General features: G+C 51.4%; 22 protein-coding genes and 1 other RNA gene. 1 reads left to right on the top strand and 22 read right to left on the bottom strand.

Going from position 1 to position 22,083, the window contains the following annotated elements:
• Positions 1–87 precede the first annotated feature (87 nt).
• The 7 genes from thiI to RAC89_RS21385 form a co-directional block, all read right to left on the bottom strand.
• The gene (gene thiI / locus RAC89_RS21415; protein ID WP_306615690.1) at positions 88–1,296 is read right to left on the bottom strand and encodes a tRNA uracil 4-sulfurtransferase ThiI; all 1,209 of its coding nucleotides are present in this window, start codon (positions 1,294–1,296) and stop codon (positions 88–90) included.
• A gap of 2 nt (positions 1,297–1,298) precedes the next feature.
• Positions 1,299–2,465, bottom strand: a complete 1,167-nt coding sequence (locus tag RAC89_RS21410; RefSeq protein WP_306615689.1) for a cysteine desulfurase family protein — start codon at positions 2,463–2,465, stop codon at positions 1,299–1,301.
• Between the two features lie 95 nt (positions 2,466–2,560).
• Positions 2,561–3,247: a lytic transglycosylase domain-containing protein gene (locus RAC89_RS21405; RefSeq protein ID WP_306615688.1), complete on the bottom strand. Its 687-nt coding sequence runs from the start codon at positions 3,245–3,247 to the stop codon at positions 2,561–2,563.
• A gap of 131 nt (positions 3,248–3,378) precedes the next feature.
• A complete protein-coding gene (locus RAC89_RS21400; RefSeq protein ID WP_306615687.1) occupies positions 3,379–3,810 on the bottom strand; it encodes a hypothetical protein in 432 nt (143 codons plus the stop codon).
• Between the two features lie 43 nt (positions 3,811–3,853).
• Positions 3,854–4,072: a DUF1540 domain-containing protein gene (locus RAC89_RS21395; RefSeq protein WP_306615686.1), complete on the bottom strand. Its 219-nt coding sequence runs from the start codon at positions 4,070–4,072 to the stop codon at positions 3,854–3,856.
• Between the two features lie 31 nt (positions 4,073–4,103).
• Positions 4,104–5,264 carry a glycoside hydrolase family 15 protein gene (locus RAC89_RS21390; protein ID WP_306615685.1) on the bottom strand — a complete coding sequence of 387 codons (1,161 nt, stop codon included), beginning with the start codon at positions 5,262–5,264 and terminating at the stop codon, positions 4,104–4,106.
• 110 nt (positions 5,265–5,374) lie between these two features.
• The gene (locus tag RAC89_RS21385; protein WP_284638718.1) at positions 5,375–5,875 is read right to left on the bottom strand and encodes a YpuI family protein; all 501 of its coding nucleotides are present in this window, start codon (positions 5,873–5,875) and stop codon (positions 5,375–5,377) included.
• A 214-nt stretch (positions 5,876–6,089) separates the two neighbouring features.
• Here RAC89_RS21385 and RAC89_RS21380 point away from each other — a divergent pair, with 214 nt between their 5' ends.
• Positions 6,090–7,943 (top strand): S8 family peptidase, encoded by a 1,854-nt coding sequence (locus RAC89_RS21380; protein ID WP_306615684.1) that lies wholly within the window; start codon positions 6,090–6,092, stop codon positions 7,941–7,943.
• Between the two features lie 72 nt (positions 7,944–8,015).
• Here the strand turns inward: RAC89_RS21380 and rnpB are convergent.
• The 15 genes from rnpB to RAC89_RS21305 all read right to left on the bottom strand — a co-directional run bounded on the left by rnpB (position 8,016) and on the right by RAC89_RS21305 (position 22,079).
• Positions 8,016–8,430, bottom strand: an RNA gene (gene rnpB / locus RAC89_RS21375) — RNase P RNA component class A.
• Between the two features lie 62 nt (positions 8,431–8,492).
• Complete coding sequence (locus tag RAC89_RS21370) at positions 8,493–9,608, bottom strand: Nif3-like dinuclear metal center hexameric protein (RefSeq protein WP_306615683.1); 1,116 nt, start codon at positions 9,606–9,608, stop codon at positions 8,493–8,495.
• Positions 9,575–10,345, bottom strand: a complete 771-nt coding sequence (locus RAC89_RS21365) for a tRNA (adenine(22)-N(1))-methyltransferase (RefSeq protein WP_306615682.1) — start codon at positions 10,343–10,345, stop codon at positions 9,575–9,577. Before RAC89_RS21365 ends, RAC89_RS21370 begins: the two co-directional genes overlap by 34 nt.
• A 1-nt stretch (position 10,346) precedes the next feature.
• Positions 10,347–11,183, bottom strand: coding sequence for a hypothetical protein (locus RAC89_RS21360; protein WP_306615681.1), 837 nt, complete (start codon positions 11,181–11,183; stop codon positions 10,347–10,349).
• 120 nt (positions 11,184–11,303) lie between these two features.
• Positions 11,304–12,422 (bottom strand): RNA polymerase sigma factor RpoD, encoded by a 1,119-nt coding sequence (rpoD, locus tag RAC89_RS21355; RefSeq protein WP_284638713.1) that lies wholly within the window; start codon positions 12,420–12,422, stop codon positions 11,304–11,306.
• A gap of 50 nt (positions 12,423–12,472) precedes the next feature.
• The gene (gene dnaG / locus RAC89_RS21350; RefSeq protein ID WP_306615680.1) at positions 12,473–14,308 is read right to left on the bottom strand and encodes a DNA primase; all 1,836 of its coding nucleotides are present in this window, start codon (positions 14,306–14,308) and stop codon (positions 12,473–12,475) included.
• A 41-nt stretch (positions 14,309–14,349) separates the two neighbouring features.
• Complete coding sequence (locus RAC89_RS21345; protein ID WP_284638711.1) at positions 14,350–14,811, bottom strand: YaiI/YqxD family protein; 462 nt, start codon at positions 14,809–14,811, stop codon at positions 14,350–14,352.
• A gap of 91 nt (positions 14,812–14,902) precedes the next feature.
• Positions 14,903–15,715 carry a pyruvate, water dikinase regulatory protein gene (locus RAC89_RS21340; protein WP_284638710.1) on the bottom strand — a complete coding sequence of 271 codons (813 nt, stop codon included), beginning with the start codon at positions 15,713–15,715 and terminating at the stop codon, positions 14,903–14,905.
• Positions 15,716–16,079: 364 nt separating this feature from the next.
• Positions 16,080–16,826, bottom strand: coding sequence for a DNA repair protein RecO (gene recO / locus RAC89_RS21335; protein ID WP_306615679.1), 747 nt, complete (start codon positions 16,824–16,826; stop codon positions 16,080–16,082).
• Between the two features lie 52 nt (positions 16,827–16,878).
• Positions 16,879–17,019 (bottom strand): YqzL family protein, encoded by a 141-nt coding sequence (locus RAC89_RS21330; protein ID WP_284638708.1) that lies wholly within the window; start codon positions 17,017–17,019, stop codon positions 16,879–16,881.
• Between the two features lie 141 nt (positions 17,020–17,160).
• Entirely contained in the window at positions 17,161–18,084 is a 924-nt protein-coding gene (era, locus tag RAC89_RS21325; protein WP_306615678.1) for a GTPase Era, read from the bottom strand.
• The gene (cdd, locus tag RAC89_RS21320; RefSeq protein ID WP_284638706.1) at positions 18,084–18,503 is read right to left on the bottom strand and encodes a cytidine deaminase; all 420 of its coding nucleotides are present in this window, start codon (positions 18,501–18,503) and stop codon (positions 18,084–18,086) included. Before cdd ends, era begins: the two co-directional genes overlap by 1 nt.
• 40 nt (positions 18,504–18,543) lie before the next feature.
• On the bottom strand, positions 18,544–19,245 hold the full coding sequence (locus tag RAC89_RS21315; protein WP_306615677.1) for a diacylglycerol kinase family protein: 702 nt from the start codon (positions 19,243–19,245) through the stop codon (positions 18,544–18,546).
• Positions 19,242–19,826 (bottom strand): rRNA maturation RNase YbeY, encoded by a 585-nt coding sequence (gene ybeY, locus RAC89_RS21310; RefSeq protein WP_306615676.1) that lies wholly within the window; start codon positions 19,824–19,826, stop codon positions 19,242–19,244. The genes RAC89_RS21315 and ybeY overlap by 4 nt, the downstream gene beginning before the upstream one ends.
• A 12-nt stretch (positions 19,827–19,838) precedes the next feature.
• Positions 19,839–22,079 (bottom strand): HD family phosphohydrolase, encoded by a 2,241-nt coding sequence (locus RAC89_RS21305; RefSeq protein WP_306615675.1) that lies wholly within the window; start codon positions 22,077–22,079, stop codon positions 19,839–19,841.
• Positions 22,080–22,083: the final 4 nt, after the last annotated feature.

Here is a 22,083-nt window from a genome sequence, read left to right as displayed (position 1 = left end):
CGTCCGTCTGTAGAGAAAGAATACTGACACCTACTACTCAATGTATTCTTGTCCTTGTCCGGACAGGTCTATTTTTTTGCCGCTCGTTTAAAAAAATGATGAAAGCTCATCCCGCTCCGCGGCGGAAGCATCCAAACGGATCGTTTCCGTGCGCTGCACCGCGTCCGTTATCGCTTCATCCAGCCAAGGCATGTTCCGTTCGATGCCGAGGAGCACCTTTAGATTCGGATTGGTGCTCGGACTCGGCGGCAGAAAGATCGTGCAGCAGTCCTCATAAGGAAGAATCGAAATATCATACGTATCGATCTGCTTCGCCAAGTCGATAATGGACTGCTTGTCCATACAGACAAGCGGCCGGATGATCGGGAGCTCCACTACACGGCTGATGGCATTCATACTGGACAGCGTTTGACTCGCTACCTGCCCGAGGCTCTCTCCGGTTACGATAGCTCCGGCTCCCTGCTGCTCTGCCAATGCCTGCGCAATACGCATCATAGCTCTGCGAAGGAGGGTGATATAGAGATTTTCTTTGTAATGCTGGTGAATCTTCGTCTGAATTTCCGTCAACGGAACCATATGCAGGCGTACCGGACCTGCGTAGGCCGACAGCTTTTTCACAAGGTCTTTCACCTTCTGCTGTGACCGTTCGCTGGTATAAGGGAAGCTGTGAAAATGCACCGCCTCCAGCTTCAGCCCCTGACGCATGGCAAGGTACCCCGCCACGGGACTGTCGATGCCGCCGGACAGCATCAGCATCGCTTTGCCGTTCGATCCGAAAGGGAAACCGCCGGCCGCTTCGTCGATTCGGCAATAAATTAGTGCCTGATCCTCGCGAAGCTCAATCCTCATCTCGATGTCCGGCTGATGCAGGTTTACCTTCAATTGCGGCAAAGCCCGGAGAATATGCGCAGATACCCGCCGATTCATTTCCTGCGAATCATGAGGGAAGCTTTTATTCACTCGACGTACGTTCATCTTGAACGTTCCCGGCAAGGCCGGCAAGGCTTGCATGACCTGCAGGGAAACCGCCTCGATCTCCTCAAGCTTGAGCGGTGCGGTATATACCGGGCTGATCGAGACAATACCAAATACTCTGCGGAGCTGTGGCAGCACAGCCTCATACGCATGCCCTTTCAAGGCGAGAAGAATCCGCCCGAACTCCGGGGCAAAGCGTATATTGGGAAAACCGGCCAAAGCGCGTTTGACCTGCAGCAGCACCTTGCGCTCGAAGCGGTGCCGGTTGCGCCCTTTCAGCACAAGTTCTCCATATTTTAGAAGCACCCATTCCGGCTTCATGCTCATGACCTCCGACCTTCCGTCTGCACAGTATGGGACAGCTCCTCTACTACCTGCTGAAGCACAAGGCAAAACCGTTTCGCATCCGCCATCGTATGCTGCAAGTTAAAGCTGAGCCGGATGCCGCCCACTGCACGGTCCGGCTCATAGCCCATAGCAGACAGCACTCGGCTGGGCTTGCTTGCGCCTGAGGAGCAGGCCGATCTAGTGGAGACATAAATATCGTGTTGTTCTAAAGCATGAACGACAACCTCGGATTTCATACCCGGGAAGGTGAAATGAACGATCCACGAAGCCATGTTCGTTCCATCGGCCGATCCGCTGAGATACAAGCCCGGGGTTTGTTCGATGCACTGCACCAAAGCTTGACGAATCGCCGCCGTCCTTTCCGCAAATGACGGCTGCTCTTGAACGGCCATCCTTACCGCCTTTGCCATCCCGACGATGCTCGGCACATTCTCTGTTCCGGAACGAACTCCCTGTTCTTGCCCTCCCCCGTAGATCAACGTTGCCAGCTCGACGCCGCGGCGTACGTACAGGAAGCCAGTTCCCTTCGGCCCCCGAAGCTTATGCGCGGAGCAGCTCAGCAGATCCGCATTCAGCTCCTTAGGCTGAACCGGCAGCTTCCCGACAGCTTGGACTGCATCAACGTGAAACAATGTCTTCGGCCGGCCCTCCAACAGCTTGCCGATTTCGGCGATCGGCTGAATGCTTCCAACCTCGTTGTTCACATACATCACGCTGACCAGAATCGTTTCCTCCGTCAACGCCGCCTCCAGCTCATTTATATCCACTATTCCGTTTGCATCTACCGGCAAATAAGTGACACGAAAGCCTTCCAGCTCCAATTGCCGAAAGGAATCATATACCGACGCGTGCTCAATTTGTGTAGTAATCAGGTGGTTGCCCCGTGACCGGTACTGTCTTGCAACACCGAATATCGCCAGATTATTGCTCTCCGAGCCCCCGGCCGTGAAACGAAGCTCTTCCGGGCTGCAAGCCAAGGCAGCCGCTATCGTTTCCCGCGCCCGGTTTACCAGCCGCTCCGCTTCCACTCCCAAGCGGTGCAGGGATGACGGATTGCCGTAATATGTTCTCATCACTTCTGTCATCGAGTCGATGACTTCTTCATACATCGGCGTAGTCGCCGCGTTATCCCAATATAGCATGAGTATAGTTCTCCTACTCTAATGATTGAATGAATATACAAAAGAAACCAACGGTCCAGCTTCGGAAGAAGCTTACCATTGGTTTTCCGTTTGCGTCAAGCATGATACTCCTGCTTTAGCTTCAGCACCTTGCGAACGTAATTCTGGGTCTCTTCCGGAAGCAGATGCAGCTTCGCCATAAGCTCCTGATCGTTCGCCGCCTGAAGCTTGTCCACCCGGCCCGAGCCGGCATTGTAAGCCGCTAGAGCCATTCCCTGATTGCCTTTATATTTCATAAGGAGATTAGAGAGATATCGGGTTCCCCCTTCAATATTCTGAGAAGGGTCAAACGGATTCGTGACTCCAAGACCTTGTCCCGTCGAGTCCATAAGCTGCATCAATCCCTTAGCTCCTGCACGCGATACGGCTTGCGGGTTAAAGGAGGATTCGGCATCAATGACCGCCTTCACGAGACTTGAGTCCACACCGAAGCGGCGGCTTGCGGTTTGAATCATGACATCATATTGGGTTGGCTTGCTTGTCTTTGATGCTTGGTTCATTCCGGTGTACGGAGCGGCCGCAGAGAAAATCGGGCTAATAGCGGCTGCCTTGAGCGGCGCTTTATCAACAGAGGCTTCCGTCGTCGTTGATGCCGTCTGCGACTCCGCAAGCAGTGTATTCAGCAGCTCGGCAAACTCCGAATCGTCCGTTCCCGTCTGAGGAGTACCGGAGGACATGAGATTCAATTTGTTCAAAATTTGCAGCTGCAGCAGCTCTTTGATTGTTCTCGGATCAATACTCATCTCGAAGCTAGGCTCCTTCGTTATCCATTTCCTATTCTTTTATTGTACACGCTTCTTCTTCATTCAGCCAGAAAAAATTCAAAGAGAATAACAGGAAAAAGCGAATCCCGGAGGATCCGCTTTGCCGAAAACTATGCATATAAGGGGACTAAAAGGAAGTAACCTGCTAAAGCAATCAAACCCAGCACGATCGACCATACGCCCAGAGCCCGATTCCCGGCCATATAAGCCAAAAATCCAAGCAAGGTCGCCCCGGCGCCAAATAATGTAGGATACACAAACATCGCTAAAATCGCCAGCGTAAGAGAAGCTGCTCCCAGCCAGGGATACGTCTTTTCTTTCGGCGTTTCCTTGCTTTCCAGCTCCTGTGCTTCTGCACCCCTTACTTTGCGTGTAGCATCGTGGACAGTCGGACCGGTGTATGGAATAGCCAGTTCATTGGCATATTCCTCCATAATATCGTCAGAGCCGGTTTCTTTGGAAATTTGATGCTGCTGAAAGCGAATGACCTTACGACTGGTTGCTTCCGACTCTCTTAAGCCTTCTTCTCGTTCATGCTCCATCCCCGAAGTCCTCCCTTTTCGCATTTCGTTCCAGAGGAACGAATTACGATTTCGATTTTCTAGGCTCGAAGGTATGGCAGCAGGTTTTGGAGGACGAAGCGGCTTTATCCTGATGATCGGTAAATTCCGCACCGAATTCAGTATCATAAGCCATGCTCGCATGAGAATCGATCTCGATCATAATCTTGTCAGCGCTGCAGTTGTTACCCTGTGCCCAGTATTCACAGTTGGCAACACTGCACTTTACCAATGGTTTATCCATCATCATCACCCCATCTACAGGGTGCCCGGCGTTAAAAAGGGCTATTCGATATTTCGACTTCCCGGAGCTTGTTATATAACACCAAATACATAGCGTGAGACCAAAGCAGCGGCAGGGCCGGGGTTCCCCAGCGCCGTACCCATTCCTCATACCCTTGAAAATCCTGCAAGGCGTCAGGTACCTGTTCCGGGAGTCTTCCGAGCGAATCCGCTTGCTCTCCAATCCACGCCAGAGACTCCCTGGCTTCTTCGGTATTTCCGCTGCGCAGCTGAAGCAGGCCGTACCAAGCGGTAAGGAGGAGCCATTCTCCGCCGCCATAGTAGGTGTCCGTAACGTACCTTCGAATTCCTCCGCGAATTGTACGCAAATCGGCAGTAAGCTTAGCAAACGTCTTGCGCATAGCCGGGTGATCGATCGGAAGTACCTCAAAGGGCTCGCAAAGCCACATCAAGCTGGCATCCACCTCCGCTGTACCAAGCTCATATCGGACCGCTTCCGATATTTCATAAACAGGCGTAATGTACTTCACAATATACCCGTCCGGATGCATCGCGTGCTTCAGGATGAAATCTTGTATTTTATCACATATGCCAAAAAGCTCTGACCGCCCAGCAAACGAAGCAATGCTGCGCAAGCCGCCGAAAATACACGCAAGGGTCGCCGGGTGCAGCTTGTCGCTGAACTCTTCCCAGCAATCGAAATTGGGATAATTCCAAAATGCGGATAAGTATTGTATCGTCGAATCGATGCTGACTCGAAACGATTCCGGAATTTCAGTCACGCCGTTCCTTCGCCAATGCTCTGTTACACCCCAAAGCCAAGCGCCGTACCCGTCAAGCTGAAAATGCCCCCACTCCGAATCGGTATCATCACTCCCATCCAAGTGGTACCGTGTGTGCAGGAATTCGTCCTGAGGTATGTTCTCCCCCCTTTGATGTTTTGCAATGAGATCATCTATTTGATTCGTTTTCCGCGCAATGATGCGGTTTATCCAGTCGTAGAACCTTCGTGCGGATTCATGCTCTCCCGTTGTATCCATAGCATAGGCAATAAAGGTTCCGTCACGCAGCCAGCTAAATCCATAATGATGGAACAAAGGACTTGCCACATAGCCCCCGCTAGGGTGCTGATTCCACGAAATCAACTGCCGGCTGACCTGAGCCAGATCTTCCAAGGATCCTTTAGTAAACACTTTCCCGCAGCCTCCTTTCGTCGCCAGTACAACAACAACCGCTTTTGCAAATGCAAAAAAGAGATGCTTGGTTAAGCACCTCTTCACCAGTGTATTCGATCCAAGGAAAATTATACTTTTTCCCCTTGCATGCGCTTCTGGGTAATGTAATCCGTTTCGTAATAAGACAAATCCTCACGAAGCGTTTCGAATATTTTTGATAGCTCAATCGTCAAATCGCGGACTGGACGGGATGGCTTCTTACGGAAGCGAATGGCATCTTGCCCGGTATACGCATAACGACCGTCTTCCGAATAACATTCGTTCTTCGGATAAAAGAAGTTGTTAACACAGCTGTGATACACTTCGTATAATGCTTTTTCCGCGTAATCATTGTTGAAATTCGGGCGTCGCAAAGCTACACCCAGCTTCTCATACGAAACTTCGCTAAAGACAAGCAGGTGTCTGGTATCCGACAAATATCCTTTATAGAACTCGTCCATCGCTGAATCATTCTCCGCATTCAGCTGCTGTAAGGATTGGTTATTCAGAAACGCTTCCATTTTGCCGATGGCCTCGCTTAATTTCGTTCTTGTTGAATCACAAAGATTTTTTACGTTAAATACTGCCATAAGGCAAGACCTCCTCAACTAAACCGACGATGATGATGAAGCATACTTCCCTCCCTTCATGGTACCATAAAAACCTCACAAAGGGTATATCTAATGTCTTCGAAAATGCGTTTCTTTTTATCGGGTCCGTGATCCTGCTAAATCAAGGAAGACATAACCCTTTTCTTCCTAGGGGACGCTACAAGTAAAATCATGATGGTAAGGAGGCGGCAGTATGTGGAGATATATTCTGTCGTTTTTGTTTGTAATTGCTGGGGTAGGTCTGCTGTTCCCTCGCGGGGCTGAAACTCCCAGGCCGGAATCCGTCACTCCCGCCGCTGAGCTTCAAATGAAGCAGCAGACATTAAATCAGGATGTGGCGATTACCGATGAGCTGTGCCGCAGCCAATGCAGCTATGAGCTCGGACGGATTGCAAAAGAAGTGCAGTCCCTGTCGGCAGAGGATAAACAAAAGGGGTTAGCGGCGCTGCAGTCCGGACACCCCCACATGGAATGGCTTGCCTGGACCGAGCAAGGCAAAACGTTAGCTCAAGCCATGCCTTACGGCACGCTCAAGGCAGAAGTAGAGCAAGCCGCCAAGGATCGCCTGGAAAAGGCTAAACATCATGTGGACAGCGGTCGCTCCTATCAATCGGAGCCGTTCCAAGCGGACGGCGGCACTTATTTCGTATTGGGAGTGCCTGGAACCCAAGGCTCCTCCGGGATTCTAGGAGTAGTCCGTCAGCACATTTTGCAGGAAGTGGAGGAGCATCAGAAGAAAAATTTGCGCCTGGTCACTTATCCTAGCGAAGGCCGCTATAAAATCGAGTCGGTAGAGTCCGGGACGCTGCGCGATGTGCACGTCGACCATCCTGAAGAGAATGAAGGGACGAGCCACTATCATATGAATCAAGTGGTCGTTCGTTTCCGCACAGAGCCTAGCCAAGCGGATCTGGCCAAAATTCGCTCGGAGATCGGAGCGACCCATTCCCAGAAGCTGGGGTATACTTATGTGTTTGAGTCCTCTTCGATGGAGGCTAAGCAGTTGATGGCTTACTTCTCAAAATGGAATGTGGAGTATGCCGAGCCGCATTTTCTTTATTTAACGAATGATGTGGCTGCACCAAGTGCACCGAGCGCCGGTGTGTTTAAGCCTAACGATTCCTTATATGGCCGTTATCAATATAACCTGCCGCTTATTGAGACGGAGGCCGGTTGGAATGTTACCAAAGGCTCGGAGCAGGTAACCGTCGCCGTAATCGATACCGGAGTGGACTTAAGCCATCCAGATTTAAAGGATCAGCTGGTCAGCGGACTCAATGTCGTAAACCCGAGCGCACCGCCGCAGGATGACGTTGGCCACGGGACTCATGTGTCCGGGGTCATTGGAGCTCTTGTGAACAATAATTTGGGCGTGGCGGGAATGAGCTGGTATAACCGCATTATGCCGGTCAAGGTGCTTGACCAGACGGGAGCAGGCAGTACTTATGCCGTGGCACAGGGGATCATTTGGGCGACTGATCACGGAGCTCAGGTAATCAATATGAGCTTGGGCAACTACGCTGATGCTCAATTTCTCCATGATGCGGTGAAATACGCCTATGATCACGACGTAGTATTAGTAGCCGCAAGCGGAAATGACAATACGGAACGCCCCGGGTTTCCTGCGGCATATCCTGAGGTTCTCGCTGTTGCCGCAGCCGATTCCCGAAAATCGAAGGCTTCCTTCTCCAACTACGGTGACTATGTCGATGTAACGGCGCCCGGAGTCAGCATTGCCAGCACGTATCCGAACGGGCAGTACGCCGCTCTCTCGGGGACGTCGATGGCAAGCCCGCATGCCGCCGCTCTTGCCGCATTGATTCGCTCTGTCAACCCCATGTTGAAAAACACGGAGGTTATGCAAATCATGCGGGATACGGCTATGGATTTAGGCCCGCAGGGTCACGACCCCTATTTCGGTCATGGTATGATCGATGTAGTGGCTGCGGTGAAAGCTGCCGAGCAAGGCAAAAATTCTCTTACGAATTTCCCTCAAACCACGCAAAGTCAGCTGGAACGAATTATCAGCAAATTTTTTGGCAAATAACGCGAAAAAGAACCGCCTCTGTGGCGGTTCTTTTCCATAATAAAGATTGGCAGCTATTGCAGTTCATGGCGATAAGAAAGCTTGCCGTAAGCCGGGTTCTGTGCTTCCAGTGGTCGTATCGGGGGCCACCCTCCCACCGTTGAAGCGACAATCATCTATCTAGGCCGCACATTGCTGTACGGCTCAAGCGACCAACCCGAACGCGCCTCGGGCTAAGGCTGTCCTCAAGGGACTGCGTTCCTCTAGGTCTTGCTCCAGATGGGGTTTACCAGGAACGATGTCACCATCGCTCCTCGTGGTCTCTTACACCACGGTTCCACCCTTACCTGTTTCGCTGCGACTTAAGCGGCAGCGATCATCGGCGGTCCATTTCTGTGGCACTAGCCTTCAGCTCGCGCTGACTGGACGTTATCCAGCATCCTGCCCTGTGGAGCCCGGACTTTCCTCTCGTGACCCGTAGGTCACCAGCGATTGTCTGTCAAACTTTCTTCTGCAATAGGTGCATAACGTAGTATACAGGGTTAACGGACAAAACACAACTGTCAGATCCTAGAGAAAACGGAACGCTTCGGTATCGATCTGTGAAGCGATCACTTCCGTCTGCCACTTCCGGCTGTTCATCTGCTTCTGCAAATAGTCGGCAACGCCCTGCTTCATGATTTTTTCGATATTATGACCCGGATCAATGATAGCAAGGCCTGCTGCCAACGCATCATGAGCCGTATGATAGTCTATATCTCCTGTGATTAGCACGTCAGCACCGGCAAATAACGCATGCCTCATGTATCGCGCACCCGACCCGCCAAGAATGGCGATCTTCCTCACCGTACGATCCGGATCTCCGACCAGACGCAGCATAGGGACATCGTAGGCTCGCTTGACCTGCTCACACAATTCGCGGAGTGTCACGGCTTCCGGAAGCCTTCCGATTCGGCCAAGCCCTAAGGACGGGCCGATAATATCAAGAGGATAGATGTCATACGCTACTTCCTCGTATGGGTGAGCCTTAATCATCGCTTGTATCACTTTGCGTTCCACGGAAGGGGTAACGACGGTCTCAATTCGAATTTCGGCCACTTGCTCAAGCTTACCCTGGGAGCCGATAAAGGGATCCGTTCCTTCCCGCGGCATGAAAGTGCCGGTCCCTTCGCTGTTAAAGCTGCAGTGGCTGTATTGACCAATCCAGCCCCCTCCCGCTTGAAACATGGCGTTTCGAACGGCCTCCGCATGTGTTGCCGGGACGAATACGACCAGCTTTTTCAGCTTTTCGGAGTAAATCTCCTCAAGCGGTGCCGTATTTGTCAGACCGAGAGCCTCTGCTAACAAATCGTTCACTCCGCCCTTAGCTACATCCAGATTCGTATGTGATATGTATACGGCAATATCGTGCTTAATCAGCTTCTCGTACAACCGGCCCGCAGGCGTATCGGTCTGAATATACGGAAGCGGCCGATAAATAATCGCATGATGAGCAATAATTAAATCCGCTTGGTGCCGTATGGCTTCCTCCACAACCTCGTCCGTTACATCCAGGGCGACAAGCACCTTGCGAATCTCCTTCTGCAAGGTACCGAGCTGAAGACCGATTTTGTCCTCCGGAACGGCATAAACCTTAGGAGCCAGCTCCTCCATCAGCTGAATGACGGCTTGACCTTTGGCAAGCATGCCAGCACCTCCCTAATCGCATGCATTTCTTCTTGGAGCTCCCGCTCCTTCTTCCTGGAAGCCGGGTTATCGGATTGTCCCAGTTGACGCTCGATCATCTGAAGCTTTTTGATTTCCGCTTCCCACTTCTTGACCAGCACAGGAGAACCTTCACGGACCAGATAAGGCCCCATTAGCAGCAATCGGTTCTCCGATAGTTTTACGTTCTCCCCAAGTTGGAACGGTTCATAGAGCTTTAGGTTAGTTATGTCCGTCGCGCTTTCCGGGACCGCCGTTAAAATTTCGTAAATTTTCCCGTCTTCCTCCAATATTTGTTCTTGTATCAGCACCCAGCCATGCTGTACCAGCCAGCGGCGCACATTATCTTCTCCGACATTGGGCTGCAGCACTAGCCGCCGTACCCCTTCAAGCTTGGCGGCACCGGCCTCCAGAATGGAAGCGATCAGCGTCCCGCCCATCCCTGCTATCGTAATCACATCTACCTCGCCCGGTTCAATGACTTCCAAGCCATCTCCAAGCCGCACATCGATAAGCTTTTGCAGCCCCGCCGTCTTCACTTGTCTTAGAGCCGCGTCTCTCGGGCCTTCATTCACTTCTCCTGCCACCGCAAAGGTAATGCTTCCCCGCTCGGCAAGCCAGCTGGGAAGCAGGGCATGATCCGAGCCGATGTCCGCCATACGGCTTCCATCAGGCACCTGCCGGGCAATACATTCCAAACGTTTTGATAATCGCAGCATGCTATGCAACCCATTCCGTCCATTTTTTTCGTAAAGTATAGAGCAGGATGCCCTCTACCGCCATCTTGACAAAAAGCACCGTTTGCACTGTCGCTTCCCCATACTTCTCGGCATAAAGCATACCATACAACTCAGGCATATACCAAACGATCAAGCTTAGCAAGAAGAACACCAGACCGATCTGTTTGCTCTTCTCATGAATCACCCAAGCCATCCAGCAAAACAGCAGACTCAACGGGACCCAGCTAAGCTCCAGCGTGACCCAATTAATCGAATCAAGCTGATGATGAAGCAGCCAGCCGTAACAAAAAACAAGGCTGACCCACCCGCACAGCTGAAAGAGCACGAGCCTTGCTAACAGACCGGTTAAGATCCAGATTAAGCTGCATAACACCACATAAGCAACAATAGGGACAGGAGCATCGATCCCCTGGATTCGGAGAATGTAGACGCCGATAAAGAGCACGTACAGCGATGCCGTCCCCAAGTAGATTTGCGAAGCCATCGGTTCTTTATAACGCTTCCAGCCGCCCATCAAATAACATACCGCTAAAAAAAGAAAAGAAACGCCAATTTGCATTGGTAAATCAAAAGCGCTAAAATTAAGAGCAGTAAAGGAAATAACACCCATCACGAAGAAGAACAACGCCCAGTTTTTCCAATTACTGTTACGTATAGCGGAAGGGCTCATGCCGAATAATGCGGAAGATGGCTTTTCGTCGTTATCAACATATAAATTCATTAGAAAATCACAATACTGCTCGGGCAGCAGCCGGCTTTTGCGCCAATGCTCAATTTCCCGGATCATGATCTTTCGTTTCTCATCTTGTTTATCCATCGGAACGCCACCTTACCAAAGCGAATAGGATTTACCAGCCTTCTTCCATATTTATCGGCGTGTGCGGCTCAAAAAATTAGACCTTGCCGCAGATTCCTGCAGTAAGGTCTATGATCATCATTACTCTAAGAAATCCTTCAGCCGTTTGCTCCGGCTCGGATGGCGCAGCTTGCGCAGTGCCTTGGCTTCTATCTGGCGAATCCGCTCCCGCGTGACGCCGAACACCTTACCGACTTCTTCAAGCGTGCGGGTACGGCCGTCATCAAGGCCAAAGCGCAGCCGAAGCACATTCTCCTCACGTTCCGTCAGCGTATCGAGTACATCCTCCAGTTGCTCTTTGAGCAGCTCATAGGCTGCAGCATCTGCAGGTGCAAGCGCCTCCTGATCCTCGATGAAATCCCCCAAGTGAGAATCGTCCTCTTCCCCAATCGGCGTTTCGAGTGAAACCGGCTCTTGAGCAATCTTCATAATTTCTCGAACCTTATCGGTGCTAAGATCCATTTCCTTCGCAATTTCTTCGGGAGTAGGTTCGCGCCCCAGCTCCTGAAGCAGCTGTCTGGATACCCGTATCAATTTATTGATCGTTTCTACCATATGCACAGGGATCCGGATCGTTCTCGCCTGATCCGCAATAGCCCGGGTAATTGCTTGACGAATCCACCAGGTAGCATACGTACTGAACTTAAAGCCTTTGTTATAATCGAACTTCTCTACAGCCTTAATCAGACCCATATTGCCTTCCTGGATCAAGTCAAGGAACAACATGCCTCGACCCACGTAACGCTTGGCAATGCTCACGACAAGCCGCAGGTTCGCTTCCGCCAGCCGGCGTTTCGCTTCTTCGTCTCCAAGGCCGATCCGCTTAGCAAGCTCCACCTCATCCTCAGCCGACAGCAGAGGTACCCGGCCGATTTCCTTCAGATACATTCTTACGGGGTCATTGATCTTAATCCCCGGAGGAAGCGACAAGTCGTCATCAAAATGAAAATCATCATGCTCCGGGTCATGCTGTCCCATTTCCCGATCTTCATCCGATTCGTTGCCTACATCAATCCCGTTTTCTTGAAGGGTTTCGAAAAACTCATCAATCTGCTCGGGGTCCTGGTCAAAGGGTGCGAGCTTCTCCATGATTTCCTTGTAAGTTAATGAGGAACGCTTCTTGCCCTGTTCAAGCAGCTGCTCCTTCACCTGCTCCAACGTCAGTTCTGTCTCTATTTCCGTCCGTTGATCGTTCGCCATAATCGTAAGCTCCCTCCTCCCTGGAATGCATCCGCTGCCGGAAGGGCCGGCTAAGATGACTTCAACTGCTTTTCCAAGGAAATAATCTCACTGCCAATTTGTGCAGCCAGCAATATATCGCCGGAACGCTCTGCACGAATCATTTCTTCCCTCTTGCGCTCTATCGCCTGCTGCTGAGGATATTTCTTTATCTCTCGAATGTAATCGTCTATGACCTGCTCATTCAATCCATGCCGGTTACCCATCATGATGAGCGAGCTGGCCAAGCCTTCGAGCTCCTCCTCCTGCAGTGTGCCGATAAACGTGCTCGCATTCGGTTCATACCCCTGTGCGTAATAAGCGTACAAGTAGGCGGCCAAAGCCGCATGAGCATCTACGTTAAAGCCGTCTCCCAAATGCTTTTGTACATATTCCGTCACGTCCTTGTCCGCCATCATGACGGCTAAGAGCTGACGTTCTGCATTATGATAAGCAGGATATAGCGATGGAGCCCGCTCCCGGGGCCTCCGGTCATTCATAACATTATTCCACGGCTGATCCTTATTATCCCCTGCATTGTTATATTTTTCCGATTGGAGACGGATCTCGTTCAGGGTTTGCATAGCGGAATCATAGGAATATTGAAATTCCCCGGAAAGCTCACGTACGTAGTGCTCGCGCTCGATCGGCGAGGACAGGCCTGCTATGATTTTCAGCGCTTGCTGAATGTAGCGAAGCTTCTCGCCATCCTCTTGCAGCCTATAATTTTTGCGGAAATAAATAAGCTTATATTTGATCGACGGTACGGCGGCCTCGACAACCTCGCGTACGAATCGTTCAGAACCATGGGCTGCGATGTATTCATCAGGATCGAGCCGGTCGGGCAGCAGTGCCACTCGCACCTGGCATCCCGCATTCTCCAGAATCGGAATGCTCTTATAGGCTGCCGATTGTCCCGCATTGTCACCGTCATAGGCTACGATGACGCGTTCGGCATTTTTCCGAATGACCTCCGCATGCTCCGGCGTCAAGGCGGTTCCCATGGTAGCTACTCCGTTCGTTACCCCGGCCTCCCAGGCTTTGATCACGTCCATATAGCCCTCGAACAACACCAGCTCCTGCGCTTTGCGTATTTGCGGGCGGGCATGATGGATATTGTACAAAGTTCGGCTCTTATGGAAAAGCATGGATTCCGGACTGTTCATATACTTCGGCTGTACATCTCCCATAGCTCTGCCGGCAAAGGCAATCAGCTGCCCTTTCCAATCATGGATCGGGAACATAACACGGTCGCGAAACTTGTCAACATACCCCGTTCCATCTTGTTTGGCCGTGATAAGTCCACCCTTCTCCATCAGCGAAAGAGGGAATTCATTCTTCTCCAGAACGCTGACGAGCGTATCCCATCTTGCAGGAGCGTAGCCGATACCGAACAAGGAGATCATCTTATCGTTCATGCCTCGTCCTCTGAGATATTCCAGTGCCGGTTTTCCTTGCTCCGTATTCAAGAGGATGTAATGATACAGCTTGCCTGCCCGTTCATAGGCCTCCAGAAGCTTCACCCGTTCCGGATTTTCCTTCGCCTGGCGGTCGCCAGGGCGATCCTCGAGCCCCAGGCTCAAATTCGCATCGTCGGCAAGCTTGCGCACCGCCTGACCGAAGGATACCCCCTCTACCTCCGAAATGAACCGAACGGCATTGCCGCCCGCTCCGCATCCGAAGCAGTAATAAATTTGCTTCTCCGGGGTTACGGTAAAGGAAGGAGATTTCTCCGAATGAAAAGGACATAGTCCTTTGAGATAATGTCCCTGCTTCGTTAAGTGAACATATCTGCCAACCACTTCTACGATGTCATGAGCTCGCAGGACTGCCTCGATTACCTCTTCCGGAATGCGTCCGTTACTCATCCTATCCACCTACATTCAAATTAACACCGTAATATAATTCGCTATTTTGTTCGATTCTCCTGCAAGCCGGACAAAACTTTTGTCAAAGATTGTAGAAAAAAGCGCCGATCCTCTTCCGTAAGCGGTTTAGGTCCCTTGGAATGCTTGCCGCCGCGCCGAAGTCTGGCCTGTTCATTACGCCGCTCCAGCAAAAAATCGATCGTACCGTCATGGAGCCGCTGCCCGCGGTTCGACAATACCAATGCGCGCTTCCCCAAAGCCAGTGCCGCTAAGCCAAAGTCCTGCGTTATTAAAATATCACCGGGCTTGATTCGATTGGCAATATATAAATCGACGGATTGATCCGACCGATCCACTTGGACCACTTGAACTCCCTCCGCCGGCTGCAGACGATGATCATATGAAGCTACCATGGTGATGGGGACTTGATATTCGCGAGCCGCCTGAATAATTTCCGATTTGACCGGACAAGCGTCGGCATCAACGATAATTTGAAAGGACATGGATTCACACCGTTTCTAAGGCTGAAGTACTAGCCGTTACCCTATATTATATACGATGAATATTTAAAAAATCCTGCTACTCCCTGTCGCTTCAACGAGTACGGTACCAGTCGATAATCGTATTCGCCGTCTCCTCCACCGCTTTGTTCGAAACGTCGATAACAAGGCAGCCGATCCTTTTCATGATCGCATCCGCAAATACCAGCTCCTCCTGGATGCGCTTGACATCGGCGTACATGGCCGTGCTCGGCAAGCCAAGCGCCTTCAGCCGCTCCGCTCGAATCATATTGAGCTTCATCGGATCGATTCGCAGACCCACGATTTTTTTATTGGACACGGTAAACAGTTGCTCCGGAGGCGAGATTTCGGGAACGAGCGGAACGTTCGCGACCTTGAATTTCTTGTGCGCCAAGTACATGGACAGCGGCGTTTTGGAAGTTCTGGATACCCCCACCAATACGATATCCGCCGTAAGAATACCGTTAAAATCCCGTCCGTCGTCATACTTTACGGCAAACTCAACGGCCTCTACCTTTTTGAAATAATCTTCATCCAGCTTATGTATTTTCCCGGGTTCGTGGCGCGCTTCCTGCTGCAGCACTTTTTCCAGCGTCTGTACGACAGGTCCCAATAGGTCGATATAAGGAATTCGGCTCTGCTTAGCCCGCTTGACCAGGTAATCCCGAAGCTCCGGAATAACAAGCGTAAATACAACAATGCCGCTGCGCTCCTTCACCTGCTGGATCATTCGGTCAATCCCCTCTTGATCCTGAAGGAAGGGGATACGAATTGTCTCCACCTGCTGCGGATAAAATTGCGCTTCCGCCGCCCTCACGACGGCCTCGCCCGTATCTCCAGCCGAATCGGAAACAATAAAAATCACCGGTTTAATCAAGGCTTCCATGCTTAACCGCCGCCTTTCTTCTAACTACTACTACGAAAAAGTAAGGGAATATGTTTCGAATAAAAAGTTTCCGTTTTGCGGAAAGCAGAGAAACTGCCGGAGAGTCTAGGTGCCGCCTTTGAAATCGGATGAAAACCTCTACTATTCTCAATGGCTTCATCCGATTTCAAGAGCGGCCGCAGGCGGTTCTCTGCTTGGAGCGGTGCACGGATGGTGTTTATTCTCAACCATTCCCTGACTTTTCGCGGCTACAAAAAAATCCCGCCCCTTAAGTCTATGTACAAGACCCAGTAACGAGAAGTATTTCCAACGGCATATCAAATTATAGTAGCAAATGGTAAATTTCATGTCAATTCGTCAAATATTAAATGCCGTACTTGTCCATCTGATCCAAAAACGAGCGCGATTTCAACTGCAGGCCGACATGCGTATCGAAATAAGCCCGCATGATACGCTTTAAGGCAGTTTTTGTTTCCGGCTTTACATCAATTTGACCTAATCGTCTGACATCCAGCTGCGTGAAAAGCTTAAGCAGCTTATATACTCCGGGGGCCAAGCGAACAGCCTGCGGGTCACGCAAATGGCAGCGTTCGCAAAGAATGCCGCCCATCGTAATACTGAAAGCGAACGGTTCGGTGGCCTCGCGGCAAACGACGCATTGCTCCAGCTCCGGCGTATACCCGGCGAACATCAAAATTTTCATCTCATACAAGTGAGTGATAATTTGCATGTCCTTCTTCTCCTGCATCCCCGCATAGCTTGCACGAAGCTGCTCGAAGAGAAACGGCTGCCCTTCCTGGTCCCCCAGCATCCGGTCCGTCAGCTCGGCTAGGTAGGAAGCGTGCGCCGCCTGATCCAAATCCTCGCGCAAAGGGTGAAAGCCCTCGATAATCTCCGCGTGATTCAGCGTACCCAGCTGACCGGATTTGAAAAACAAATAATCCCCATAAGTAAACAGCTGTGCTGCGGAGCCGAAACGGCTTTTGACCTTCTTGGCTCCGCGGGCCACAACGCTTACTTTCCCTATTTCACGAGTGAAAAGGGTCAAAATCTTGTTGCCTTCCCCATAATCCATGCTGCGGATGACAATGCCCTGCACACGGTACTGCATCGACCGTAACTCTCCCCGTTGCTTCGATTCCTAATCCCAAACAAACTGCGTATTAATTCAGCAGATCAAAGGCTTGCGCTTGAGGCTCTTCCGATTCAGGCTCCTCGTCATCTTGATCTGTGATCTGTTTATAAAGCAGGTATGCATCGACATCTCCAGTCATTGAAAAATACTTCCACGAAAAATCTCTCATGTGTATCATCCTCTCCTTAGGACATGACGGTACCTGTTACTAGGATTAGGATGGTACGATTCAGGTCGAAGTATGCTAAACAAAAACTGCCATGTATGCATTTTTAACCCGCGGAAACCACAGTTGAAACAAGGCCGCCGCCTATTCGTTACGGAATCCGAGATCCCGCAGAACGCGTTCCTGATTGCGCCAATCCTTCTTTACCTTGACCCATAGCTCAAGAAACGTTTTGGAGCCGAGCAGCGCTTCAATATCAGCCCGCGCCTTCTGCCCGACTTCCTTCAACAGCGCGCCTTTTTTGCCGATAATAATTCCCTTCTGGGAATCCCGCTCAACGTAGATAACCGCTTGGATATTGACGACACCGTTCTCCTGCACCTTCATATCCTCGATCGCAACGGCGATGGAATGAGGTACCTCTTCACGGGTTAAATGCAAAATTTTCTCGCGAATCAGCTCTGCACAGACAAACTGCTCCGGGTGGTCGGTCACTTGATCAGCCGGGTAATACTGCGGTCCCTCAGGCAAATACTTTACGACTTGCTCCAGCAGTGTATTCACATTATTGCCGTGAATGGCGGAAATCGGGACAATTTCTGCGAACGGATACATGTCCTTATACTGCACGATGATCGGCAGCAGCGCCTCCGGATGAATTTGGTCGATTTTATTCATCACTAGGAACACAGGCGTGTTGACTTTTTTCAAGGTCTCGATAATGTAGCGGTCTCCGCCGCCGAAGCCCTCCACGACATCAATCAGAAACAGGATGGCATCCACTTCGCCAAGCGTGCTTTCCGCCGCGTGCTTCATGTAATCCCCCAGCTTGGAGGAAGGCTTGTGAATCCCGGGAGTGTCCAAAAAAACAATTTGGGCTTCATCTGTAGTATACACGCCATGAATTTTATTTCGGGTGGTCTGAGGCTTATCGGACATGATCGCGATTTTTTGTCCGATCACTTGATTCATCAACGTCGATTTGCCTACATTGGGCCTGCCGATGATAGCGACAAAGCCGGATTTGAATTTTTGCTTTTGCGTATCCTTCGTTTGGGTTGCTGCCATTATGCTATCGTTCCTCCGTCTTCCAATTGCGCAGATGTAAATGCACCGGGGAGCAGCTCAGACACCGTCATTTCCCTGACGTCTCCCCGCAAATTGCTCATATAAACCGGCATATCCGGCGGGCAAAGCTCCACTAACACTTGACGGCACACGCCGCAAGGCGAAATCGGTCCTTCCGTGTCGCCGATTACGGCAATCGCCCGGAAGGCACCCGCCTTCACGCCGTCGGCAATCGCCCGATGAAGCGCGGTACGCTCCGCACAATTCGTGGGACCGTATGCCGCATTTTCCACATTGCAGCCAAGATGCACATTCCCCTCCGCATCCAGCAGCGCGGCTCCTACCTTAAACCGGGAATAAGGCACATAAGCCCGGTCCATTACTTTTCTTGCCAAAGCGATTAATTCACGCTGCTCCATTTGCCTTCACGCTCCTCTCCCATCTTTGCCATAACACCCTTCACATATGATACAAATAGTATGCCAAAAAGGAAACAAAGCTTCCCATCAACGCTCCGACGAGTAAGGAAGCCAGCGAACGCGTACGCTTATCATAAAGCACGGCCATGATCAAAGCCGCTAGAAGATACGCCAGCAAACCGACCAAGGTCACCGGAGAGGTGCAGGTGATCAGCGTTGCTACGGCAAACGAAAGCGCTGTTAGGATGCTTGGCCTAAAGCCTCCGCCTTTCTGTCCGAACCTCGTTTCCACGATGATAACTAGCAGCAAAATCAGGCAAAGCAGGATCCACACCATACCTGCCGAAAAAGGAGTATTCTCGGCGATTCGCCATTCCAACAGCAGCTGCTCCATCGGCTCGAAGAAAACAATCATCCCGGTGATAGCGGCAAAAGCTGCAGACACCAAAACGGAGGCTGCAGCTGTGTCTTTGGCGATCTTGGCCAACGGATGAATGTCCGGCATGGCCAGGTCGACCGATTTTTCTATTGCTGTATTGATGAGCTCCGTGACAATCATCAGCGTGACGGACAACAGCAGAAATAACACATCTACCTTGGGCAAACGAAAAAACAAAGCCAGCACCAGCACAACGACGGCGGCGAAAAAATGAAACTTCATATTCCGCTGGGTTGCCAGAGCGTATTTGATCCCTTCATAAGCGTAACGGAAGCTGCGCTGCCATCGATCCGGCTGTCTCAACGGGTTAGCCCCGCTTTCAGCAGGATGGCCTCCTGCTTGCCGAACATTTCCTTCTCCGCCTCTGCATCCTGGTGATCATAGCCGATCAGGTGCAGAAAGCCGTGCACGAATAAAAAGCCAAGCTCCCGTTCTACCGAATGCCCGTATTCTTCGGCTTGCTCGATAGCGCGCGGGATCGAGATGATAATATCGCCGAGCGGTTCCTCGAAATCGGCTCCCTCTGCAGGTACACCCTCTTCGGCCAAGGCTTGGCGAATCTCCCCTGCTTCCCCGTCCAGGCGGCTTCCCTCTTCCAGCTCTTCCGCGTCGACTACGCCATCCTCATCATAGATGATCTCCATTTCATCCTCACCCATTTCCTGCATGGCGAAGGAGAGAACGTCGGTTGGCTTGTCGAGACCGCGATAATGCTTGTTCAGCTCCTGAATCGTTTCATTGGAAACGAAGGTAAGCGCCACCTCGCCTTCGGTAATTTGCTCCGATTCCCCTGCCAGACGAAGCAGCTCCTCGAGCTTCTCCACAAGATCGGGAGTGATTTCAAATGCTTCGTACTCATTGTTCCATGCTAATTCCAGAGCCATGTCGGCCTCCTTTTAGGCGTTAGCCTTCTTCGCATCGGGCTTCTGCCCGGCGATGTCCGTCGGGTATTCGATCCGGGAATGGAAAATTCCCAGCAGCGTTTCATTTAAGGTCTTTGCGATCTGGTCCAGCTCCCTGAGCGTCAGATCGCATTCGTTGAACTGCCCGTCATCGAGACGGCTCTTGATGATTTTGCGGACCATGGAATCGATCTGCTCCACCGTAGGATTGCGAAGCGAACGAACCGCCGCCTCCACGCAATCCGCTATGCCCACGATGGCCGCTTCCTTCGTCTGCGCCTTAGGTCCCGGATAGCGATACTCGGCTTCCTCCGGCGGCTCCTCGCCGCGTTCCTCAGCCTGCTTGAGGGCCTTATGGAAGAAGAACGCCAGCAGTGTCGTTCCGTGATGCTGCTCCGCAATATCCCTAAGCGGCTTCGGCATGTTGTATTCCTTCAGCATTTCTACGCCGTCACGAGCATGGGCCACGATGATCGATTTGCTTAAGGCCGGATCGATTTTATCGTGCGGGTTCTCCATGTTGTTCTGATTCTCGATAAAATAGCCCGGACGCTTCGTTTTCCCAATGTCGTGATAGTAGGCTCCCACCCGGCAAAGCAAACCGTCCGCTCCGATCGACTCTGCCGCCGCTTCGGACAAATTCCCGACCATCACGCTGTGATGATAGGTACCGGGCGTTTCCGTAAGCAGCTTACGCAGCAGCGGGTGGTTCGGATTCGCGAGCTCCACCAGCTTCAGGGGTGACAGGATGCCGAAGGCCACTTCAAAGAACGGCAGCAAGCCGATGACGAACACGGCGGTAAGCAGACCGCCGCCCACGGCGAACGAGCCGGCAAACAACATATCTCTGCGTGTCGCATGATCCTCGAGAATGAGCAGTGCCGTAACAAGCACCAAAGCAAACAAGGATACCATAACCCCTGCCTTCAAAATCGAGGAACGCTGACTTGCTCTCTGAATAGAGAAGATGGCCGCAAAGGAATTGGTCATGGTTAGCAGTCCGTAAGTAAAGTCAAACGGCTCCGCCTGCTCTACATTAAAGATGACGCTGGCCGTGACGCTGAACAGCACCGTGGCGATAAAGGCCATCTGCGCATCCAGCAGAATAGTGATCAGCATAGCTCCCATGGCCGTAGGCGCCAAGTATCCGATGAAGGGATAATCGAGATTCTGCACCATCGAGAACAGCTTCATTCCTGCAATCGTGATGATCAGAATCAGAATGAGCATCAATAGCTGAGCGTTATTGTAGCTGACCGGCAGGCGGCTTTGACGAACGAACATGAACAGCACCAGGCCAATAAGAATAATGAATAATAGCAGTCCGATATGAGGCCAGTACGTTTTTTCATCCTTCAGCAGATCCTGCGTCTTCAAGCGCCCGTATACCTCTTCGGTAATGCGTTCTCCCTTGGCGACAAGCACATCGCCTTTATCGATGTAAACCGGTTTCACGCTGTCGCGCGCCTTCCCTCTAGCCTCTTCGGTCCCCTTCTGATCATAGAACTTGTTGGGGGATACGGCTGCGCGAACAAGCTCCTGAACGAGCTCGCGGGATACGCTTTTCTCTAGGGTCGAAGCGTTCACCAGCTCCGCCACCTTGGCTCTAGCGGTTTGCGCGTCGAGCAGCTGGTCGTTCATCAGCCGAATGACGATGTCCTTGGACACCTTCTCCATGGCAATCAAATCATCTTGTGATAAACGCGGCATCTTGTAAAAGGATTCCTCAGGAATACGATACTGCTGCTCCTTAAGCCGATTGCGCATTTCTTGGAGCAGCGCATCGTTGTACTGTCCGCTGTTCTCAAATATTTTCAGCTGCCGATCCAGATGGTCCTGCAGCAATGTCGGAAGCACTGTACGGTAAATATTAACCTTATCGGCCTGTGATACGTCCGCATCGTTATTAATTTGGCGCAGCTTTTCATAGATGGCTTCCAGCGCCAATTCATTTTTCAGCGAAATGATCTGGTAGACCGGCTGCACCTGACCGGCAGCGACCTCCTTAGCCTTCTGAGTGGCTAAGGCGTTCTCCACCGGTCGAGGCGCGATAATATCCTTCTCCGCGATCGATCCCAGCTGAATATCATACGTTTGCGGCACCATGCGGGGCAGCAAGGTCATGTAAATAACGATCCCCAGCATCAAAAACAGAAGAAAGCGCACTATGGCGCTGTATCTCCAACCGATGAGCTGGGATTGAAATTTGCCTTGTATCGAAACGCGATTGGTCATGACG

It is taken from the genome of Paenibacillus sp. GD4 (assembly GCF_030846225.1).
GTDB lineage: Bacteria > Bacillota > Bacilli > Paenibacillales > NBRC-103111 > Paenibacillus_G > Paenibacillus_G silviterrae.
The sequence above is the reverse complement of the archived record's forward strand: the minus strand, read 5'-3'. Positions and strand labels throughout refer to the sequence as shown.